At 66.3% G+C, this 20906-nt stretch carries 13 protein-coding genes; 7 read left to right on the top strand and 6 right to left on the bottom strand.

Annotated elements, in window-relative coordinates; all coding sequences use genetic code 11:
* Window positions 1-26 precede the first annotated feature (26 nt).
* The 3 genes from AC3A4T_RS23655 to AC3A4T_RS23645 all read right to left on the bottom strand — a co-directional run bounded on the left by AC3A4T_RS23655 (window position 27) and on the right by AC3A4T_RS23645 (window position 6946).
* Window positions 27-3368 (bottom strand): YadA-like family protein, encoded by a 3342-nt coding sequence (locus AC3A4T_RS23655; protein ID WP_487677614.1) that lies wholly within the window; start codon window positions 3366-3368, stop codon window positions 27-29.
* Between the two features lie 302 nt (window positions 3369-3670).
* On the bottom strand, window positions 3671-4450 hold the full coding sequence (locus AC3A4T_RS23650) for a response regulator transcription factor (protein WP_487677613.1): 780 nt from the start codon (window positions 4448-4450) through the stop codon (window positions 3671-3673).
* 276 nt (window positions 4451-4726) lie between these two features.
* Window positions 4727-6946 carry a M3 family metallopeptidase gene (locus AC3A4T_RS23645; protein WP_487677612.1) on the bottom strand — a complete coding sequence of 740 codons (2220 nt, stop codon included), beginning with the start codon at window positions 6944-6946 and terminating at the stop codon, window positions 4727-4729.
* A gap of 237 nt (window positions 6947-7183) precedes the next feature.
* On the opposite strand from AC3A4T_RS23645, the gene AC3A4T_RS23640 reads away from it, so the two are divergent.
* The 4 genes from AC3A4T_RS23640 (at window position 7184) to AC3A4T_RS23625 (ending at window position 13424) form a co-directional block, all read left to right on the top strand.
* Window positions 7184-7567: a VOC family protein gene (locus AC3A4T_RS23640; protein WP_487677611.1), complete on the top strand. Its 384-nt coding sequence runs from the start codon at window positions 7184-7186 to the stop codon at window positions 7565-7567.
* 49 nt (window positions 7568-7616) lie between these two features.
* Window positions 7617-9683, top strand: a complete 2067-nt coding sequence (locus AC3A4T_RS23635) for an amidohydrolase family protein (protein WP_487677610.1) — start codon at window positions 7617-7619, stop codon at window positions 9681-9683.
* Window positions 9684-10062: 379 nt separating this feature from the next.
* Window positions 10063-12378, top strand: a complete 2316-nt coding sequence (locus AC3A4T_RS23630) for a TonB-dependent receptor (RefSeq protein WP_487677609.1) — start codon at window positions 10063-10065, stop codon at window positions 12376-12378.
* Window positions 12379-12941: 563 nt separating this feature from the next.
* Window positions 12942-13424 carry a glutathione peroxidase gene (locus AC3A4T_RS23625; RefSeq protein WP_036112644.1) on the top strand — a complete coding sequence of 161 codons (483 nt, stop codon included), beginning with the start codon at window positions 12942-12944 and terminating at the stop codon, window positions 13422-13424.
* Between the two features lie 224 nt (window positions 13425-13648).
* Here AC3A4T_RS23625 and AC3A4T_RS23620 read toward each other — a convergent pair whose 3' ends face one another.
* Window positions 13649-14881: an acyltransferase family protein gene (locus AC3A4T_RS23620; RefSeq protein WP_487677608.1), complete on the bottom strand. Its 1233-nt coding sequence runs from the start codon at window positions 14879-14881 to the stop codon at window positions 13649-13651.
* A 155-nt stretch (window positions 14882-15036) separates the two neighbouring features.
* On the opposite strand from AC3A4T_RS23620, the gene AC3A4T_RS23615 reads away from it, so the two are divergent.
* Window positions 15037-15963 (top strand): LytTR family DNA-binding domain-containing protein, encoded by a 927-nt coding sequence (locus tag AC3A4T_RS23615; RefSeq protein WP_487677607.1) that lies wholly within the window; start codon window positions 15037-15039, stop codon window positions 15961-15963.
* Between the two features lie 311 nt (window positions 15964-16274).
* Here the strand turns inward: AC3A4T_RS23615 and AC3A4T_RS23610 are convergent, their stop codons facing one another.
* Both AC3A4T_RS23610 and AC3A4T_RS23605 read right to left on the bottom strand, forming a co-directional pair.
* Window positions 16275-17027 carry a TlpA family protein disulfide reductase gene (locus AC3A4T_RS23610; protein WP_487677606.1) on the bottom strand — a complete coding sequence of 251 codons (753 nt, stop codon included), beginning with the start codon at window positions 17025-17027 and terminating at the stop codon, window positions 16275-16277.
* Between the two features lie 22 nt (window positions 17028-17049).
* A complete protein-coding gene (locus AC3A4T_RS23605; protein ID WP_487677605.1) occupies window positions 17050-17859 on the bottom strand; it encodes a ferredoxin--NADP reductase in 810 nt (269 codons plus the stop codon).
* A 249-nt stretch (window positions 17860-18108) separates the two neighbouring features.
* Here AC3A4T_RS23605 and AC3A4T_RS23600 point away from each other — a divergent pair, with 249 nt between their 5' ends.
* Both AC3A4T_RS23600 and AC3A4T_RS23595 read left to right on the top strand, forming a co-directional pair.
* Window positions 18109-20526: a Tex family protein gene (locus AC3A4T_RS23600; RefSeq protein WP_487677604.1), complete on the top strand. Its 2418-nt coding sequence runs from the start codon at window positions 18109-18111 to the stop codon at window positions 20524-20526.
* A gap of 93 nt (window positions 20527-20619) precedes the next feature.
* The coding region (locus AC3A4T_RS23595) for a helix-turn-helix domain-containing protein (RefSeq protein ID WP_487677603.1) at window positions 20620-20906 on the top strand (287 nt) is incomplete at its 3' end.

Here is a 20906-nt window from a genome sequence, read left to right as displayed (position 1 = left end):
CTACTTCGCTCATCCCGCCACGTTGCTCACCACACCACGCCCGCGCCGACCGTCACGCCGACATCGCCGCGCGAATTGCTGTTGCCCGACAGCTTGTACACATAGCGGCCGTCCTCGGTGATGGTCGAGATGCCGATCGCGAAGCCGCTTTCGCCGCGGAACGAACTGGCCGCGATCGCCGCCATGCTCTTGCCGGGCATGTACGACTGCGGCAGGCCCGCGACCGCCATCGCCGACGCCACGCCGGCGCTGGCCTTGTCGTCGAGCTGGCCGATCTCGCGACGCAGGGTGTTGCCCCAGTTGTCGGTGTACTGATTGGAGGTGTTGATCGCCCGGTTCACGCCCTCGTTGAGCTGCTGCACGTTGACCGCGTCGGTATTGGCGGTACCGGCGCGGACGTTGCGAATATTGACCGCCGCGCCGCCGTTGTTGAGCGTGACCTGGGTGTTGTTGACGCTGCCGTCGACGTTGGTGTCGTAGCGCACGGTGCCGGCCTGCGACGCCTTGAGTTGAGCGACGTTGACCGCATCGTTGTCCTGCGCGCCGGCGGCGACGTTGACGATCTGCCGCTGCTGCCCGGCATTGCCGACCGAGACGGTGTTGGCGCGATCGGCGACCGCGCCCTGACCGAGCGCGACCGCGCCCGATGCGGTGACGCTGGCGCTTTCGCCGATCGCGACCGCGTTGGTCGCGCTGGCGGCGATGTTGCTGTTGGCGCCGACCGCGGTGCTGCCGTCGGCGTTGACGCGGGCGTTGCCGCCGATCGCGGTGTCGTTGGCGCCGGCGGCGTAGCTGTCGCCGCCGATCGCGGTGGCGTGGGTGCCGCCGGCGTTGGCGCTGGCGCCGATCGCGACGCCGCGCGAACCGGCCGCGACCGAGGCGTTGCCGGTGCCGTCGATGGCGATGCGCGGATCGGGCCCGGGATTGCCCGGCGGCAGGTTGTCGATGCGGTTGTTGATGTTGGTCAGGCTGGCATCGACCGCGGCGAAGGCGGCGCCGACATTGCTGTAGTTGCCGCCCTGGACGGTGAAGTTCGGCGCGCCGAACACGCCGCCGTTGAACAGCGAACCGCCGCCGAAGATCGAGGCGACGGCCGTGCCGATGTCGTGGATCTGGCCGCCGTTGACCGCCTGCAGGCTGCCGGCCGCGATCTGGCCGTTGGCGAGGTTGTCGAGCGTGGTGCCGGTGCCGGCCGGCCCGCGCAGGGTGATGTTGCCGTAGTCGGGATTGCCGGCGCCGTCGTCGTCGTACTGCACCGCGAAGGCGTTGCCGGCGTTGATGTTGCCGTCCAGCGCGGTCAGCGCCGAACCCACGTCGTTGTAAGTGTTGCCGCCGATCAGGTAATTCGGCGCGGTGAACGTACCGCCGGCGTTGAACACCGAGCCGCCGCCGAACAGATTGGCGATCGAGGTGCCCAGGCCGAAGATCTGTCCGCCGTTGACGCCCTGCAGACTGCCGGCGGCGATCTGGCCGGCGGCGAGGTTGTCGAGCACGGTGCCGGTGCCGGCCGGGCCGGCGAGGGTGATGTTGCCGTAATCGGGGTTGCCGGTGCCGTCGTCGTCGTAGCGCACGGCGAAGGCGTTGGCGCCGCTGACGCCGCCGTCGAGCGCGGCCAGCGCGGCGCCGACGTTGTTGTAGCCGGTGCCGTCGATGATGTAGTTCGGCGCGGTGAAGGTACCGCCGGCGTTGAACGCCGCGCCGCCGCCGAACACCGCCGCGGTGGCGCTGCCGACCGCGAAGATCTGCCCGCCGTTGACCGCTTCCAGGCTGCCGGCCGCGATCTGGCCCGCGGCGAGATTGCCGATCAGGGTGCCGGTGCCGGCCGGCCCGCGCAGGGTGATCGCGCCGTAGTTCGGATTGCCGGCGCCGTCGTCGTTGTACTGCACCGAGAACGCATCCGCCGTGGCCAGGCCGGTGTTGATCGCCGCCAACGCCGAACCGACGTTGTTGTAGCCGTTGCCGTCGATGACGTAGTTCGGCGCGGTCACGGTGCCGTCCGCGGCGACGCCCGCGCCGCCGCCGAGGCGTTGCGCGTTGGACTGGCTGATCGCGAACACCTGGGCACCGTTGATCGCCTGGGTGCTGCCTGCGTTGACCAGACCGGCGCGCACGTTGGAAATCGTGGTGCCGCCCGCGCCTTGCAGGGTGACGTTGGCGAAGTCCGGAGTACCGCCGAGATCGTCGTACTTGACCGCGAACGGATCGGCCGCCGCGGTCGACAGCGCGCCCTGCAATTGGGCGAGATTGACCGCGTCGGTGCCGTTGCTGCCGGCGGCGACGTTGGTGAGCTTGCGGGTCGCGCCGGCCGCGCCGATCGAGACTTCGCCCGAGGACGTCTGCGGCGCGACCAGGCCGAACGCGATGTAGCCGGTCTGTGCGCCGACCGCAGTGCTCGAACCCGCGCCGAGCGCGACGCTGTTGGCATGGGTCGAGGTCGCACCGAAGCCGAGGATGGTCTGACGATTGGCGTTGCCGAAGCTGTTGTCGCCGATCACCACCGAATTGCCCAGGCGCGCGGCGTAGTTGGTGTCGGGACCGCCGGTGAAGCCGGCCGCGGCGGCGGTGATGGTGGGCAGCTGATGGCGCGCGTTGGTGCCCATCACGATGGTGTTGGAACCGTTGGCGTAGCTGCCGTCGCCGATGATGGTCTGGTTGTTCTGCGCGGGGTTGGTGCGCCAGGTGCAGGCCAGGCCGATGATCACGCACGACGCGCTGTTGTTGTTGCCGGTGTAGTTGCTGTCCTGGAACTGGATGTAGCTGTCGGACTGGACCGCGCCGATCAGGGTCAGGTGATTGGCCGGCTGGTTGCCGTCCAGGTCGAGCACGTTCGGCGCCTGCACCAGGTTGAGGATCAGCGACAGATACGAGTAGTTGAAGTTGGCGCGATCGATGGTCAGGCAGCCGCTGCCGAGCAGGCCGCACGCCTGATAGTCGTTGCCCAGCAGCCAGTTGCTCAAATAGGCGCTGATGCCGGGAAGGGTGTTGTTCAACGCCGGCGGCGGTTCGATCACGCTCATCGGCGAGACCATGCCGCCGTCGTCGAAGGCGCTGGCCGAACTCCAGGTGGAACGGTTCGGCATGCCGTCGAAGACCAAGGGCAGCAGCGGCGCTTCGCTGTCGAGGACCGCATCGCTGGTGCTCGCTTCGGAGGTGGCGGTGTCGTCGCTCACGATCTTCGACGCCGCGGTTTCGATCTCGGCCTTGAGCGTGGATTCGAGCTCGGCCGCGGTCGCGGCGATGGGCAGCAACCCCATCAACCCCACGGCGATGCATCCGCTCAACAGGGAGATGCGCACGCGTCGTGCGCGTTCCGGCGCTTGGTAGGCGAGGGGCGCTTGCTTGCCGTGGTTCGGGTTGCGTCTGGTCATGACAGCCTCCGTCATTCGATAGCGGTAGGCCGATCGACATCCGGGGCGGAACGGGTGGTGGTTGAAGCGGTGCAAGCGCGCCGTGAGGCCGCGATGATGTTCCCCTTTCCCCCTGATGCCGTGACTGCCGTGTTCGCTGGCACGGTCAGTACGTCGGCGAATTCAGGCTAGGCGCGGCTCGGGGTGCAACACACTCACCTCCGCTCACGCTTCAGCTTGACGCTCAGACAACGAAAAACGGCGGCCGTAATGGCCGCCGTTCTGCGTTGCGCGCGTCGCGATCGACGCGATGCGATGCGAAGTCAGCTGTTCGATCGCACGATCGTGCACAGATAGCCCATGCCGCGCACCGCGCGCAGCGGCAACGGCAACGGGCTCATCAACGCGACTTTCTTGCGCAGGCGATAGATCAGCATTTCCAGCCTATGCGGATCGAAGTCGTAGACATCGCTGGTCAGCGAACCGATCAGGCTGTCGTGCGAGACCGGATGCCCGCCCGCGCCGGTGTTGACCAATCGCAGCAGCACGTTGCGCTCGGGCGCGCTCAGGTCGATCGACGCGCCCTCGGGCGTGCGCAGGGTCCAGCCGTCCAGCGCCAGTTCCCATTCGGGCTGTCCGGCGCCGGCGCGCGCCGGCATCGCGCGCATGTGGTGCTGCAGGCTGTGCATGGCGGTGACGACGGCGGCGAGTCCGTCCAGGTCCACGGGTTTGGCGAAACAGGCGTCGGCGATCTCGTGGTACGAATCGGCTTCGCCATGGCAGCCGGCCTGCGCGTCGAGCACGATGATGCCGATGTCGGAGTGCTGGCGCAGATGCAGCGCGACCGAGCGCGGGTTGTCGTCGGGCAGGTCGCTGGCGATCACCGCGATGTCGCACGGCGCGGTCAACAGGTTTCGGTACAGCGCCGTCGCGTTGGCGCATTCGACGATCGCGAATTGGCGCGTCTGCAGCGAATGCAGGATCTGCTGGCGAAGGTCGGGATCGCGCTCGACCACGGCGATGCGCCGGGCGTTGCGGTTGTCGGCGCCGGACGCGCCTGAACTGCTGGAACTGCTGGCCTGAAATGCGCTGATTGCGGCCATCCTGATGTCCCCTGTTTTGATCGAACTACCAACTGTTTCTTATGTAGAAACAGTGCCGGTCGATGTCCAATATCAGGTTACGGGCTCCCTCGAAATCTAATGTGACATAGATCGGGGTTTATACAAAGTATTGAATTGATGGAGAAATAAGTCGCGATAATTAGATCGAGATAACAAATTTTATGTGCCTCGATGTGCCCTAAAACGCAGAAAAGGCCGCCCACCGGACAGGTGGACGGCCTTTTTGTTACTGCCTCGAGGGCGGGGCTGAATTATTTATTCTTTCGAGCCCTTGGCCGGAGCGGCCGGCGCGGTCAGGCCGCGGCGTTCGAGCAGCGGCTGGATCTTCGGATCGTGGCCGGAGAAGTCGCGGAACAGCTGCAGCGCGTCCTTGCTGCCGCCGCGCGAGAGCAGGGTGGCGCGGAAGCGGTCGCCGTTCTCGCGGGTCAGGCCGCCGTGCTGCTTGATCCATTCCACGGTGTTGGCGTCGAGCACCTCGGACCAGATATAGGCGTAATAACCGGCCGCGTAGCCGCCCATGATGTGGCTGAAGTACGGGGTGCGGTAACGCGGCGGGACCGGCGGGTAGAAAATGCCGTCCTTCTTCAACGACGCGGTTTCGAACGCCATCACGTCCTTGGGCGCCGGCACCTTGGAGGCGTCGCCGATCTGGTGGTAGTTCTGGTCCAGCATCGCCGCGCCGAGATACTCGGTGGTGGTGAAGCCCTGGTTGAACTTGGACGCGGCCAGGACCTTGTCCAGCAGTTCCTTCGGCATCGCCTCGCCGGTCTGGTAGTGCTTGGCGTAGTTGGCCAGCACCGACGGCCAGTCGGCCCACATCTCGTTGACCTGCGAGGGGAACTCGACGAAGTCGCGCGGCACGCTGGTGCCGGAGAAGTACGGGTACTTCACGTTCGAGAACATGCCGTGCAGCGCATGGCCGAACTCATGGAACATGGTGGTGACCTCGTCCCAGGTCATCAGCGTCGGCTTGCCGGCCGGCGGCTTGGGGATGTTGAGGTGGTTGGCCACGACCGGCAGGGTGCCGAACAGTTCGGACTGGTCGACGTAGGAGTTCATCCACGCGCCGCCGCGCTTGGAATCGCGCGCGTACATGTCGGCGATGAAGATCGCCAGCTGCTTGCCGTTGGCGTCGAACACGTCGTAGGCGGTGACGTCGTCGCGGTACAGCGGCAGGTCGGTGCGCTGCTTGAACGTCAGGCCGTACAACTGGCCGGCGGCGTAGAACACGCCGTTCTCGAGCACGTTCTTCATTTCGAAGTAGGGCTTGAGCTGGGCTTCGTCGAACGCGAACTTTTCCTTGCGGACCTTCTCGGCGTAGAACGCCCAGTCCCACGGCTCGAGCTGGAAGCTTTTCTCGCCCTTGGCGGCCTGTTCCTTGTCGATCATCGCCTGCAGGTCGGCCGCTTCGCGCTTGGCGTTGGCGACCGCGGCCGGGGCGAGCTGGCCGAGCATGTTGTTGACCGCTTCGGGGGTCTTGGCGGTTTCGTCGTCGAGCACGAACGCGGCGTAGTTGGCGAAGCCCATCATCTTGGCGCGCTCGGCGCGCAGGGCGACGACCTTGGACACGATCGCGGTGTTGTCGTACGCGTTGCCGCGGCTGCCGCGCGCGACCGAGGTCTTGTGCAGCTTCTCGCGCAGGGCGCGGTTGGTCAGGTCGGTTTCCGGCGGCTGGCCGGTGGTGTTGAGCAGGGTCAGCAGGTACTTGCCTTCGAGCTTGCGCGCCTTGGCCGCTTCGGCGGCGGCGGCGATGCGCTCGTCGGACAGGCCGGCCAGCTCTTCCTTGGTGTCGACCACGATCGCGGAATCCTTGACCTCGGCGAGCACGTTCTTGCTGAACTTCGCGCCCAGTTCGGCCAGTTCGGAGTTGATCGCCTTGATCCGGGTCTTCTGCGCCTCGGTCAGGTTGGCGCCGGCGCGGACGAAGTCGGCGTGGTAGCGCTCGATCAGGCGCACGCCCTCGGCGTCCAGGCCCAGGGTGTCGCGCTTTTCGTACAGCGCCTTGATCCGCGCGAACAGCTTCGGATTCAGCGAGATCGCATCGCGGTGAGCCGACAGCTTGGGCGCGTATTCCTGCTGCAGGTTCTCGCGGGTCGGGTTGGTGTCGGTGCCGGTCAGGTTGAAGAAGGTCGAGACCGAGCGGCTGAGTATTTGCCCCGAACGCTCCATCGCGACGATGGTGTTGTCGAAGGTCGGCGCCTCGGGGTTATTGGCGATCGCGTCGATTTCCTTGATCTGGTCGGCCATGCCGCGATCGAAGGCCGGGGCGAAGTCGCTGTCCTTGATCTTGTCGAACTGCGGGAACTGCAACGGCAGCGGGCTTTGCTGGAAGAACGGGTTCGAAGTCGATTGGGCGTTGGTCACGGCTTTATCGGTCTTGGCGGCTTGGGGAGCCTGGGCCTGGGCATTGTGGGCCAGGCCGGGAACGGTGGCGATCAGGGCCACGGCCAGCGCCAGCGCGAGCGGATGCTTCATCGGTACGAACCTCGTCAAAAGGAATCCCGAAGCCTACCCGATGGGGCCGTGGCCAGCCCATGACGAAAGGCATGGGCCGGCGACCCCGGGTTTCGCACGGACTCGCGGCCCGATGTGCGCGGACCGGGCCATGACCATTCACCCACGGATACGCCGCCGCGAGCGGTTTACACTCCGGCGACCTTCACCCGGGGAGCGGGCGATGCGAACCCCTCACGGTCTATCAGGGAAGTGCTCATGACCACGCCGACCGCGCGCGCCTTCGTGCCGATGCTGCATGTCGCCAGCCTGCCGCGTGCGATCGCGTTCTATGCGGCGCTGGACTTCCACGCCACCGAACTGCATCAGCAGCCCGACCGCGACGACCCGACCTGGGCCTGGATGCAAAGCCCCGGTGGCGCCGAATTCATGCTGGTCCAGGCCGACGCGCCGATCGACGACGGCGTCCAGGGCGTGCTGTTCTACGTCTATTGCGACGACGTGGTGGCGATGCGCGAACGCGTGCTCGCCGCCGGCCTGCCCGCCGGCGAACTGACTTATCCGTTCTACCGCCCCAACGGCGAATTCCGCCTCAGCGATCCGGACGGCTACGTCCTGATGGTCACACACGCCGGCGATTGACCGTCCCCTTTCCCACTCATTCCTCTATCCGACACCGGAGCCGCACCCGATGAAATCCCCGCGTCCGCAGTCCGTTACCCGTTTCGCGCTCGCGCTGTGCCTGGTCCCCGGCTTGTCGGTGGCCTTCGCCGCGACCGCGCTGGCGGCGCAGACCACGCGTTACCTGGCCCTGGTCGACGGCGGCAAGCAGGCCGGCCAGCAGGTCGTGACCCGCGCCGACGACGGCACCACCACGGTCGAGTTCGTGTTCAAGGACAACGGCCGCGGGCCCGAGCTCAAGGAAACCTACACCCTGGCCGACGACGGCACCTACCGCACCTACGCGGTACAGGGCACCTCCACCTTCGGCGCCAAGGTCGAGGAAAGCTTTCAGCGCAACGGCGAACAGGTCAGCTGGAAATCCAAATCCGACGCCGGCCAGGCGACGGTGCCGGGCGTCGGTCTGTACGCGCCGCTGGGCGGCACGCCGGCCGGGATCTCGGTCGCGCTCGGCGCGCTGGCCAAGCACAACGGCAAGCTGCCGTTGCTGCCCAACGGCACCTTGAGTTCGAGCAAGCTCGGCGAAGCGCAGGTCACGCGCGACGGCAAGACCCAGACCGTGCAGTTGCTGGCCCTGACCGGGCAGGGCTTCACCCCGAATTTCGTCTGGGCCACCAGCGATGCGCAGCCGCGCCTGTTCGCCTTCATCTTTCCGGGTTATCTGCAGTTGATCGAAGAGGGCTGGCAGGCCAATGCCGCGGCCCTGGAAACCCAGCAGAAAGCCGCCGAAGGCAAGTTGCTGGTCGACCTGCGCAAGAAGCTCGGCCATCGTTTCGCCGGCACCACGGTGCTGCGCGACGTGCGCGTGTTCGACAGCGAACACGCGAGGCTCGGCGCGGCCACCGACGTGGTGATCGCCGACGGCAAGATCGTCTCGGTCGGCAAGGCCGATCCCAAGCTCAAGGCCGATCGCGTCGTCGACGGCGGCGGCAAGGTGCTGATGCCGGGCCTGTTCGACATGCACGGGCATGTGTCGCGCTGGGACGGCGGCCTCAACATCGCCGCGGGCGTCACCACCGTGCGCGACATGGGCAACGACAACGCGACCTTGCAGCAGATGATCGGCGAGATCGAAGCCGGCACGCTGATGTCGCCGGGCGTGGTGCCGGCCGGTTTCATCGAGGGCGAGAGCCAGTTCTCGGCGCGCAACGGCTTCGTGATCAAGGACCTCGACGAAGCCAAGAAGGCGGTCGACTGGTATTCCGAACACGGCTATCCGCAGATCAAGATCTACAACTCGTTCCCGAAGGCGGTGCTGCGCGACACCGTCGCCTACGCGCACAGCAAGGGCATGCGGGTGAGCGGTCACGTGCCGGCGTTCCTGCGCGCGCAGGACGTGGTCGATCAGGGCTTCGACGAGATCCAGCACATCAATCAGCTGATGCTGAATTTCTTCGTCGACGACAAGACCGATACACGGACGCTTCAGCGCTTTTACTTGGTCGCCGACAAGACCGCCGACCTGGATTTCGATTCCAAGCCGGTGCAGGACTTCATCGCGACCCTGGCGAAGAAGCAGATCGCGATCGATCCGACCCTGGCGACGTTCGAGTTCCTGCATCAGCGCGACGGCGAGTTGTCGCCGATCGTGGCCGGCATCGAGGATCATCTGCCGCCGGACGTGCAGCGCGGTCGCCGTTCGGCTGAGATGAACATCCCCGACGACGCCACCGCGGCGCGTTACACCAAGTCCTACGACAAGCTGGTCGAATTCGTCGGCCGCGCCTATAAGGCCGGCGTGCCGCTGCTGGCGGGCACCGACGAAATCCCCGGTTTCACCCTGCAGCACGAACTGGCTTTGTACGTGCGCGCCGGCCTGACCCCGGCGCAGGCCTTGCAGGTCGCGACCTGGAACGCGGCGAAGGTCGCGCGCGTGCTCGACAACCGCGGCTCGGTGACGGTCGGCAAGCGCTCGGACCTGATCCTGATCGACGGCGATCCGACCAAGGACATCGGCGACATCCGCAAGGTCTCGCTGGTGCTGCGCGGCGACACCGCGTACTACCCGAGCGAGGTGCATGAAGCGCTCGGAGTGAAGCCGTTCGCGGCGGCGGCGAAGGTGACGGTCGCCAAGTGAGCGATGCAATAGCCCCTCTCCCGCTTGCGGGAGAGGGGTTGGGGTGAGGGAAGGCGCGAGGGCGCAACTTGGGCCGGCCCGTGTGCCCTCACCCCGGCCCTCTCCCGCAAGCGGGAGAGGGAGAGGGCGGTGCCGGCGATAGCGGGCCGGAAGCGACCGTTCGCGCCCCACCCGCCCATTCGAGCACCGACTCTTTAATGATTTGGTAACATTCGCCGGTCAATGAGCCGACCACGGCGCGGGCAGCTCCGCGCCAGAACCGCCAAGGGGCGGTCCGATCGCCCATCGCCGTCAGCCCATGCCCGAGGGGAGCATGACGCCGCGGCGGTTTCCCAAGCACTGGCGCCCCACGCGCCGCGTCCACCGAGAAACCCCGACCATGTCCCAGCACGCCCGTGCTCCCCGTCGTCTTGCCCCGCGCAGCCACGCTCTCGCGCTCGCCATCGGCCTGACTCTCGTTTCCACCGCCGCTTTCGCCCAAGACACGACCGCTGCCGCGCCGACCACGCCCGCCGCGCCCGCCGAAGGCGAAGCCAAGACCCTCGACGCGCTGATGGTGACCGCGCAGCGCAAGGTCGAACGCGCCAAGGACGTGCCGGTCGCGCTCACCACCGTCGATCGCGAGAAGCTGCACGTGCTCGGCTCCGGCGGCGGCGATATCCGCTTCCTGTCCGGCCGTCTGCCCAGCCTCAACATCGAGTCCTCGTTCGGCCGCGCCTTCCCGCGTTTCTACATCCGCGGCCTGGGCAACACCGACTTCGACTTGAACGCATCGCAGCCGGTGTCGCTGGTGTACGACGACATCGTTCTGGAAAACCCGCTGCTCAAGGGCTTCCCGGTGTTCGACCTGGAGAACGTCGAACTGCTGCGCGGCCCGCAGGGCACGCTGTTCGGCCGCAACACCCCGGCCGGCGTGGTCAAGTTCGAATCGGCCAAGCCGACCCGCGAACTGGAAGGCTACGGCCAGATTTCCTACGGCACCTACGGCACCACCAACTTCGAAGGCGCGGTCAGCGGCCCGCTCGGCCCGAACTGGTCGGCGCGCGCTTCGGCCATGTATCAGCGCCGCGACGACTGGGTCGACAACACCAACCCGAACGCGCGCACCAACCCCAAGCTCGAAGGCTACGACGAATCGGCCGCGCGCCTGCAGTTGCAGTACGACGGCAGCGACACCTTCCACGCCTTGTTCAACGTGCACGCGCGCCATCTCAACGGTACCGCGCGCCTGTTCCGCGCGATGCTGTTCAAGAAGGGCACCAACAATCTGGTCGACGGCTTCGATGTCGACAAGGTCGGCATCGACGGACGCAACTTCCAGAAGCTCGACACCTGGGGCGCGAGCGCGCGCCTGAGCTGGGACCTGTCGAACGATCTGACCCTGTACTCGATCACCGGTTACGAAACCGCCGATTCGCTCAGCCGCGGCGACATCGACGGCGGGGTCGGCGCGGTGTTCCTGCCCGGCGGCAGCACCCCGGCCGGCATTCCGTTCACCGCCGAATCGGCCGACGGTCTGCCCGATCATCGCCAGATCACCCAGGAGTTCCGCCTGGAATCGAACTACAGCGGCCCGTTGAACTGGCAGGCCGGCCTGTTCTATTTCGACGAAGACATCACCGTCGACAGCCTCAACTACGACACCCTGGGCGGCGGCGTGCAGGCCGGTCATGCCCAGCAGAAGCAGCGCAACAAGGCCTGGGCGGCGTTCGGTTCGCTCGAATACGCGGTCACCGATCGCTTCAAGCTGCGCGGCGGTCTGCGTTATACCCAGGACAAGAAGGACTTCAGCGCCAGCGTGCTGCAGAGCGCGCCGTTCGGCGCGCCGGTGTCGGGCCCGTTCAAGGTCAACACCGATGTCGACGATGTCAGCTGGGATATCAGCGGCGTGTTCCAGGCCACCGACGACATCAACCTGTACGCCCGCGTCGCCAAGGGTTTCCGCGCGCCCAGCATCCAGGGCCGCCTGCTGTTCCAGGTGCCGCCGCAGCCCTCCGTAGCCGACGCAGAGAAGGTGATCTCCTACGAAGCCGGCCTCAAGGCCGACCTGTGGGACAAGCGCGCCCGCCTGGGCTTCGCGCTGTTCCGTTACAACGTCGACAACCAGCAGCTCAACGCGGTCGGCGGCGCGCTCAACCAGACCATCCTGGTCAACGCCGACAAGACCCTGGGCCAGGGCTTCGAAGTCGATCTCGACGCCTACCTGACCGACAACCTGATGGTCACCTTCGGCGCCAGCTACAACGACACCGAAATCCAGGACGCCAACCTGTTCGTCGCGCCCTGCGGCGGCGGCTGCACCGTGACCGACCCGACCGTGGTCCGCAACGGCGTGACCCTGGCGGCGATCGACGGCAACCCGTTGCCGCAGGCGCCGAAGTGGGTCTACAACCTGACCGCGCGCTACACCCTGCCGCTGGCCAACGGCAACGAGTTCTACGTCTACACCGACTGGGCGTATCGCAGCGGCGTCAACTTCTTCCTGTACGAGTCGAAGGAATTCCGCGGCAAGCCCCTGGTCGAAGGCGGCCTGCGCGTGGGCTACACCTGGGACAACGGCCGCTACGACGTGGCGTTGTACGGCCGCAACATCCTCGACGAAGTGCGCGCGGTCGGCGGCATCGACTTCAACAACCTGGTCGGCTTCGTCAACGACCCGCGCATCGTGGGCGCGGAGTTCAAGGCGTCGTTCTGATTCGAGCGTGTGTTGTGATGTGACGGACGGCCCGCCTTGTGCGGGTCGTTTGTTTTTTGGGGATTCGGGATTGGGGATTCGAGATTGGGGAAAGCGGGAATCGGGAATCGGGAATCGGGAGTAGGGAGTAGGGAGTAGGGAGTAGGGAGTAGGGAGTAGGGAGTAGGGAGTCGGGCTACGGAAATTTTGGTTGGTTGCTTTGAGCTTGAAGCGTGGAAGCGCGATCTGGGACCGCTCCGCTTTTGCTCGTCATCCCCGCGAAGGCGGGGATCCAGAGACTTCAGCGTCATGCCTGGATAGAGCCCTGGATCCCCGCCTTCGCGGGGATGACGTTCTGGCGAGATGGCGCTGAAGCCTCTCGATGCCCGCCTGCGCTAAACCCCACAACAACCGAGCCGGTCACCTCGCATCCAAACCGAGCCCGCCACCCCACATCCAAACCGTGACGGCCGCGCGAATCTTCGAACCCGGGATGCAATGTCGGCCACCGATCCGACCCCGTCAATGCGCGTCATCACCGCCGACGCGCTATCGTTCGCCCAACCCACACACCGAGCGTCGCCATGACCACCGCCTACGATTTTTCCGCCACCGACATCGACGGCCAGTCCCAGTCGCTGGACCGCTACAAGGGCAAGGTGCTGCTGATCGTCAACGTCGCGTCCAAGTGCGGCTTCACCCCGCAGTACACCGGCCTGGAAAAGCTGGAGCGCGAGTATCAGGCGCGCGGTTTCGAAGTGCTGGGCTTTCCCTGCGATCAGTTCGGTCATCAGGAACCCGGCGACGAGAACGAGATCAAGGAATTCTGCTCGCTGACCTACGACGTGACGTTTCCGATGTACGCCAAGGTCGACGTCAACGGCGACAAGGCGCACCCGCTGTGGAAATGGCTCAAGGACGAGAAGGGCGGTTTCCTCGGCATCGACGCGATCAAGTGGAACTTCACCAAGTTCCTGGTCGGCCGCGACGGCAAGGTGATCAAGCGCTATGCGCCGACGGATAAGCCCGAGTCGATCGCGGGGGATATCGAGAAGGCGTTGGCTTGATGGGTTTGAGTGTTCGATGGTGAAAGAAAGGCTTCGGCTGAATCAGCCGAAGCCTTTTTGTTTCAACCCCAACCGAACCCACCCACCGTCATTCCCGCGAAGGCGGGAATCCAGCGACTTCAAACGTTCTCGCACGAAAGGCCCTGGATTCCCGCTTTCGCGGGAATGACGTTCTTGAAAGATGACGCTGAAATTTATGTTTGAGCGATAAATCTGACTTGACCTCAAGCCATATCCGCAGCCGCAGGCCGAGCAACACCGACCACCGCACCCGACGCATCAGTCGCGGCCCGCTCAGCACCACCGCGCACCTTGTCACTGCGCTTGCCCTTCAACCCAAACACCGGCCGCAACAGCGGCACCCGCCGAATGATCTCGTGCAACACGAAGCACCCGGCCACCGTTCCGAACAACACGATCGCCGGTTCGCCGATCGGGCCGAAATGCAGCGGCAGGATCCAGTACGCGATCAGCACGATCAGGCTTTGATGCAGCACGTACCACGGGTACACCGCCTCGGTCGCCCACGGCAGCCAGCGGAACGGGCGGTTGAGCAGGGCGTGGCCCCAGCCCAGGATCGCGGTCAGCGCGAACCAAACGTACAGATTGCGCAGCAGCCACACGCTGTTCTGCAGCCAGGTGGGGATATCGTCCGGGATCAGCAGGACCAGGCTCAGGTAGAACCCGAACAGGCCCAGCGCCAGACCCAGGCTCCACTTGCGCAGCCGGGTCAGCTCGGCCCACAGGCCGGCGTCGTTGCCGATCCAATAGCCGTACAGGAACACGGTGAAGTACATCGCGTGGCGGTACCAGTCGTGGATCAGGTCGCCGGTTTCCTCGAACAACGGCGCCAGGGTCATGGTGTACGCGGCCAGCGGCAGCGCCGGCAGGACCAGCAGCTTCCAGCCGCGCAGGCCGGTGAACAGCGCCAGCAGGCGCCGGCCGAAGCGGTTGCGCAGCAGCGGCAGCAGGGCCGCGAACACGATGGTGTAGACCCACAGGTAGATCAGGTACCACAGGTGGTTCCAGGTGAAGCCGTACTCCCAGCCGTCGAACGCGTCCTTGGGCCAGGGCTGGAACTGGTAATAGCGCAACAGGAAATCGACGAAGCCCGGCTCGACCAGACCGTTGGCCACGCCCTGCGCGTACGGCTGGATCGGCACGATCACCAGGCAGCCGAAGGTCAGCGGCAGCAGCAGGCGCCAGCTGCGCTGGACCACGAAGCGTCCGAGCGAGCTGCCGCGCAGCAGGAAATGCACCGACAGACCCGAGATCAGAAAGATCAGGTCCATGCGCCAGCGGTTCACGAACAGCATCGGGATCTGCAGCGGCTCGGACAGATGGCTGCTCTTGAGATGCCAGCCCCAGTCGGCGACGTACAACATCGCGCAGTGATAGAGGATCAGCAGAACGAAGGCGAGGGCGCGCAGGGCGTCGATGTCGTACCGGCGTTGCATGGGCGGGTCCGTGGCGGCGAGGTGGCGCAAAGCCTGTGGCGACGGGCGTTTGCGCGACAGCGCGGGGTGACCGGCGGCGGTCCGGCGGGGACGAATCGCGGCCCCCGGGGACGACCGGTTGCCGCCGACGGCGCCGCGCGGGCGAGAATGCGCGCATGAGCCAAGACGTTTCCGCGCCCCTTTCGACCGCGCCCGCCAACGACCCCAGCGCCGCTGCCCCGGCCAGCGCCTGGGACCGCTACCAGCCCTGGCGCCGCACGGTCGAAGTGCTGGCCTGGGTGGTCCTGTTCGCCGTCAACGCGGTGGCCGGCACCCTGACCGCGGTGATCGACATCCGCCGCTACGGCCTGGACATCCCCGACTGGGCGCCGGCGGTATGGGAGACCAGCAGTTGCGTGACCGCGCTGGCGCTGGCACCGCTGCTGGTCTGGTACAGCCGCAAGATCCCGTTCCATATCGACACCTGGCGCCGCGCGCTGGTCCTGCACCTGCTCGGCAGCGTGGTCTGGTCGGTCGCGCACGTGGTCGGCATGGTCACGATCCGCAAGCTGGTCTATGTCGGCTTGGGCGAGAGCTACGACTTCGGCGCCTGGGGCATGAACCTGGTCTACGAATACCTCAAGGACGTGCGCTCCTATACCTACATGGTGTTGTGGGTCGAGGGCTACCGCCTGCTGATGCGGCGCTGGCAGGGCGAGGCCAGCGTGCTGACCACCCCGGACGACGTGCCCGAACCGGCCGTGCCCGAGCGGCCCGAACGCTTCCTGGTGCGCAAGCTCGGCAAGGAATTCCTGATCGCGGCCAGCGAAGTGGAATGGCTGCAGGCCTCGTCGAATTACGTGAACCTGCATCTGCGCGGCCGCGACTACCCGCTGCGCACCACCATGGCCGCGATTGAGACCCAGCTCGACCCGGCGCGCTTCGTGCGCGTGCATCGCAGCTACATGGTCAACCTGGATTGCGTGGGCGAAATCGAACCGCTGGAAAGCGGCGACGCGCGCATCACCATGCACGACGGCAGCAAGATCCCGTGCAGCCGGCGCTATCGCGGCGCCTTGCGGCAGGAGCGGCGGGCGGCTTGAGCGCTCACGCCGCTGTGGATGCTCGTCGTAGGAGCGGCGTGAGCCGCGACCGCTAACCTGGCGTGCGTCGTAACCGAGAGGTCGCGGTCGCGGCTCACGCCGCTCCTACAGGTAGGCGATGGGGTTGTGTTGCTCGGGTCTGTTTGGCCGCTTGCGACCCGCCGGTGGCTTGAGCGCTGACAGGGTTGCGGGTGCTCCCTGTAGGAGCAGCGTGAGCCGCGACCGCGAAACTGGCTTGCGTCGTAAGCGGGAGGTCGCGGTCGCGGCTCACGCCGCTCCTACAGGTAGGCCAGGCAGTTCCGTCGCTCGGGTTACTGCGCTTGCTCGCCGGCTGCGGCCGGTCGCTTCAACGCTTCGGGCGGCAACAAGGCCGCGATCTCCTCGGCGAACTGCCGCAACTGTTGCGGCGAATACCCGCGATGCACCTGCGCGATCGCGCCGCGCTGATCGATCACGAACAGGTTCGGCACCGCGGTGACGCCGTAGTGGCGGGCGACGGTGCCGCCGTCGCGGATATGGCGCATGTCCAGCGAGGGATTGAGCTTGAGGAACGCGTCGAAATCGCGCCTGGGCTCGTTGAGGTTGACCGCGATCACCTGCAGATGCTCGTAACCGACCCCGGCTTGCAGCGCCGACAGCATCGGCAACTCGCGTCGGCACGGCCCGCACCAACTGGCCCAGAAGCTGATCACCACCAGCTTGCCACGGTAGTCGCTGACCTTGACCGCGCGCCCATCGCGATCCAGCCCGAGGAAATCCGGCGGAATATCGCCGCGCTGCGGCGCGGTGCGGGTGGCGCGTTTGGATTTCGAATCAGGCGTTGCGGTCGCGGACCAACCGGAGGTCGCGGTCGGCGCAGCGGCTTGAGCACTGGCGCCCTGTTCCTTTGCGGATCGATCGGCCGACCGTGCAGGCGATTGACCGGCGGCGAACGCCGAGGACGTCGCGATCAGACTCAGCATCGCCAGCACGAATGCAGCCACCGCCGCGCCCGCGCGATGCCGCGCCGACAACGTCAGGACGATCGTCGCTCGCACCGCCTGCATCGCCCGCAGCCCGCTCACGCCCGACAACCGGCGAGAGCGCTCATTTCTCGACGAAAGCCCGTTCGAACACGTACTGCCCCGGCGTGCCGATGCGCGGCGCGGCGGTGAAACCGCGCGCGTCGAGAATCTCGCGGAAATCGGCCAGCATCTGCGGGCTGCCGCAAATCATCGCGCGGTCGTGCTCGGCGTCGAGCGGGGCGAGGCCCAACTGCTCCATCATCCGGCCGCTGGCCATCATCTCGGTCAGACGCCCGCGCTGGTCGCGTCCGGCGAATTCGAACGCCTGCCGCGACACCGCCGGGTAGTACTTGAGCTTGGCCGCGATCTGCTCGCCGAGGAACTCGTGATGCGGCAACTCGTTGACGATGTAGTCGCGATACGCCAGATCCTGCTCGCTGCGCACGCCATGGCACAGCACCACGTTCTCGAAGCGCTCGTAGGTTTCCGGGTCCTTGATCACCGACAGCCACGGCGCGAACCCGGTACCGGTGCCGAGCAGGTACAGATTGCGGCCCGGGTGCAGGTCGTGGATCAGCAAGGTGCCGGTCGGCTTGCGCCCGATCAGCACGCTGTCGCCGGGCTGGATCGATTTCAGCCGTGAGGTCAGCGGCCCGTTGGGCACCTTGATGCTGAAGAACTCGAGCTGCTCTTCCCAGTTCGCGCTGGCGATCGAATACGCGCGTAGCAGCGGCTTGGACGAACCGTCCGCCTGCTCGACCTGCAGCCCGATCATCACGAACTGGCCGTTCTCGAAGCGGAATCCGTCGTCGCGGGTGGTGGTGAAGCTGAAGTAGTCGTCGGTCCAGTGACGGACGTCCAGCACCGTCTCGGTGCCAAAAGCGGAGGACATTGCCGGGGTTTTCGGGTGGAGCGGGGCGGTTATTGTACCTGATGGATGAGAGCGGTTCTTATCTGGAGGGCGGGAGGGGCGGGAGGAGCGAGTAGAGAGGAGTGAGGAACGAGTAAAAGCGCCCTTACTCGTTCCTCACTCCTCTGCACTCACTCCTCAAATCCCCCGCCTGTCAACGGGTTCCCCCTTCACCTCAGCATTGCGACAATCCCCACGTCCCCCGCCTGCGGGGCTAAACGATTGGAAACGATGCAAGTCAAGAACACGCAGTCCGCGCACATCGCGCAGAAGATCGCCCAACTCATCGCCGTCGAGATCGGCGCCCAGACCGCCCAGGCCCTGTCCGCGATCGCCTTGCTCGACGAAGGCTCGACCGTGCCGTTCATCGCGCGCTACCGCAAGGAAGTCACCGGCGGCCTCGACGACATCCAGTTGCGCGACCTCGAAACGCGCCTGCACTACCTGCGCGAACTCGAGGACCGCCGCGCCGCGGTGCTCGAAAGCATCGCCGAGCAGGGCAAGCTGAGCGACGAACTGCGCGCCGACATCGAAGCGGCCGAGACCAAGTCGCGGCTGGAAGACCTGTACCTGCCGTACAAGCCCAAGCGCCGGACCAAGGCGCAGATCGCGCGCGAAGCCGGGCTGGAGCCGCTGGCCGACGGCCTGCTCGCCGATCCCACGCGCAAGCCGGAGGAGTTCGCCGCCGGTTTCGTCAGCGAGGAAAAACAGGTCGCCGACGTCAAGGCCGCGCTCGAAGGCGCGCGCGCGATCCTGATGGAGCGCTGGGGCGAAGACGCCCGCCTGGTCGGCGAGTTGCGCACGTGGCTGAGCGAGGTCGGCGTGATCCGCGCGCGCGTGGCCGAGGGCAAGGAAACCGAGGGCGCGAAGTACCGCGATTATTTCGATCACAGCGAATCGCTGGCCAAGATTCCCTCGCATCGCCTGCTCGCGCTGTTCCGCGCGCGCCGCGAGGAAATCCTGTTCCTCGAACTCGACCCGGGCACCGACGCCGAGGCCGGCCACGCTTACGGCGAGGGCCGGGTCGCGCTCAACGCCGGCATCGCCGATCAGGGCCGCGCCGCCGACCGCTGGCTGCTCGACGCCTGCCGCCTGACCTGGCGCGCCAAGCTGCACCTGCATCTGCTGCTCGACCTGTTCGGCCAGGCGCGCGAAAAGGCCGAGGCCGAAGCGATCGACGTGTTCGGCGACAACCTCAAGGACTTGCTGCTGGCCGCGCCGGCCGGTCCGCGCGCGGTGCTCGGGCTCGATCCGGGCCTGCGCACCGGGGTCAAGGTCGCGGTCGTCGACGCCACCGGCAAGCTGGTCGCGCACGACACCATCTACCCGCACGAGCCGCGCAAGCAGTGGGACCAGTCGCTGCACACGCTGCGCGCGCTGTGCGCGAAGCATCAGGTCGAACTGATCGCGATCGGCAACGGCACCGCCTCGCGCGAAACCGACAAGCTGGCCGGCGATCTGATCAAGCTGATGCCCGAGACCAAGCTGACCAAGGCCGTGGTCAGTGAGGCCGGCGCGTCGGTGTATTCCGCGTCCGAATTCGCGTCGAAGGAATTCCCCGATCTGGACGTGAGCATCCGCGGCGCGGTTTCGATCGCCCGGCGCCTGCAGGACCCGCTGGCCGAGCTGGTCAAGATCGAACCCAAGGCGATCGGCGTGGGCCAGTACCAGCACGACGTCGATCAATACCGCCTGGCGCGCGCGCTGGATGCGCGGGTCGAGGACTGCGTGAACGCGGTCGGCGTGTACGTCAACACGGCCTCGGCGGCGTTGCTGGCGCGGGTGTCGGGCCTGTCGAGCACGGTCGCCGAGAACATCGTTCGCCACCGCGACGAAAACGGCCCGTTCGCCTCGCGCAAGGCGCTGCTGAAGGTGCCGCGCCTGGGCGACAAGACCTTCGAACAATGCGCCGGCTTCCTGCGCATCGTCGACGGCGAACAACCGCTGGACGCTTCGGCGGTGCATCCCGAGGCCTACCCGGTGGTCGAGCGCATCGTTCAGCAGTGCGGCCGCGAGGTGAAGCAGTTGCTCGGCGATCCGCAGTTCGTGCGCGGCCTGAAACCCGAGGCGTTCACCGACGAAAAATTCGGTGTGCCGACCGTGCGCGACATCCTCAAGGAAATGGAGAAACCCGGCCGCGACCCGCGTCCGGAGTTCAAGGCCGCCAAGTTCGCCGACGGCGTGGAAGAGCTGCGCGACCTCAAGGTCGGCATGATCCTGGAAGGCGTGATCAGCAACGTCGCCGCGTTCGGCGCCTTCGTCGACATCGGCGTGCACCAGGACGGCCTGATCCACATCTCGGCCTTGTCGGACAAGTACGTCAAGGACCCGCGCGACGTGGTCAAGGCCGGCGACGTGGTCAAGGTGCGGGTGCTGGAAGTCGACCTGGCGCGTAAGCGCATCGCCTTGACCCGCCGTCTCGAAGACCCGGTGCCGGCGCCGCGTCCGCCGGGCGAAGCCGCGAGCCGCGGCAACGACCGCGGCGACCGCAACGATCGCGGTGGCGCGCGCGGCAACGACGGCAATCGCGGCGGCCGTCGCGATCAGCCGCCGCAGCGTGGTGGTTCGTTCGCGCCGCAGGGCAAGGCCGCGGCGCCGATCGGCGGGGCATTGGCGGATGCGTTCGCTCGCGCGAAGCAGAAGTCCTGATGATCGAGTGATCGGGTCGGCCCGATAAAGAAGGCCGCTTGCTTCGATGAGCAAGCGGCTTTTTTATTGGTCGGTCATCGACGCTGTGGCCTGATGTTGTTTCAGTTGCAGTTGCAGTTGCAGTTGCAGTTGCAGTTGAATTTACTGTTGCTGTTTGCACTGACTACCCTCAAGTGCATCACTCGCCTTGAGTCCAATCCGATGGGAACGCAGTACAGCCACTTCAGCCAAGAAGAACGCGGCGTGATCATGATCATGACGAAGCAGGGCCACAGTAGCCGCGCGATCGGGCGTGCGCTGGATCGCTCGGCCAGCAGCGTGTCGCGCGAATTGGCCCGCAATGGCCATCGCGCCCCGACCGCGACGCCGGCCCTGGGCCG

Source organism: Lysobacter sp. Soil_N_51 (assembly GCF_057655755.1).
The sequence above is the reverse complement of the archived record's forward strand: the minus strand, read 5'-3'. Positions and strand labels throughout refer to the sequence as shown.

What these genes read in the sequence shown, in the direction of transcription:
- AC3A4T_RS23655 (WP_487677614.1), bottom strand. Translation starts at nt 3,368, where the DNA reads ATGACCAGACGCAACCCGAACCACGGCAAGCAAGCGCCCCTCGCCTAC.
- AC3A4T_RS23650 (WP_487677613.1), bottom strand. Translation starts at nt 4,450, where the DNA reads ATGGCCGCAATCAGCGCATTTCAGGCCAGCAGTTCCAGCAGTTCAGGC.
- AC3A4T_RS23645 (WP_487677612.1), bottom strand. Translation starts at nt 6,946, where the DNA reads ATGAAGCATCCGCTCGCGCTGGCGCTGGCCGTGGCCCTGATCGCCACC.
- AC3A4T_RS23640 (WP_487677611.1), top strand. Translation starts at nt 7,184, where the DNA reads ATGACCACGCCGACCGCGCGCGCCTTCGTGCCGATGCTGCATGTCGCC.
- AC3A4T_RS23635 (WP_487677610.1), top strand. Translation starts at nt 7,617, where the DNA reads ATGAAATCCCCGCGTCCGCAGTCCGTTACCCGTTTCGCGCTCGCGCTG.
- AC3A4T_RS23630 (WP_487677609.1), top strand. Translation starts at nt 10,063, where the DNA reads ATGTCCCAGCACGCCCGTGCTCCCCGTCGTCTTGCCCCGCGCAGCCAC.
- AC3A4T_RS23625 (WP_036112644.1), top strand. Translation starts at nt 12,942, where the DNA reads ATGACCACCGCCTACGATTTTTCCGCCACCGACATCGACGGCCAGTCC.
- AC3A4T_RS23620 (WP_487677608.1), bottom strand. Translation starts at nt 14,881, where the DNA reads ATGCAACGCCGGTACGACATCGACGCCCTGCGCGCCCTCGCCTTCGTT.
- AC3A4T_RS23615 (WP_487677607.1), top strand. Translation starts at nt 15,037, where the DNA reads ATGAGCCAAGACGTTTCCGCGCCCCTTTCGACCGCGCCCGCCAACGAC.
- AC3A4T_RS23605 (WP_487677605.1), bottom strand. Translation starts at nt 17,859, where the DNA reads ATGTCCTCCGCTTTTGGCACCGAGACGGTGCTGGACGTCCGTCACTGG.
- AC3A4T_RS23600 (WP_487677604.1), top strand. Translation starts at nt 18,109, where the DNA reads ATGCAAGTCAAGAACACGCAGTCCGCGCACATCGCGCAGAAGATCGCC.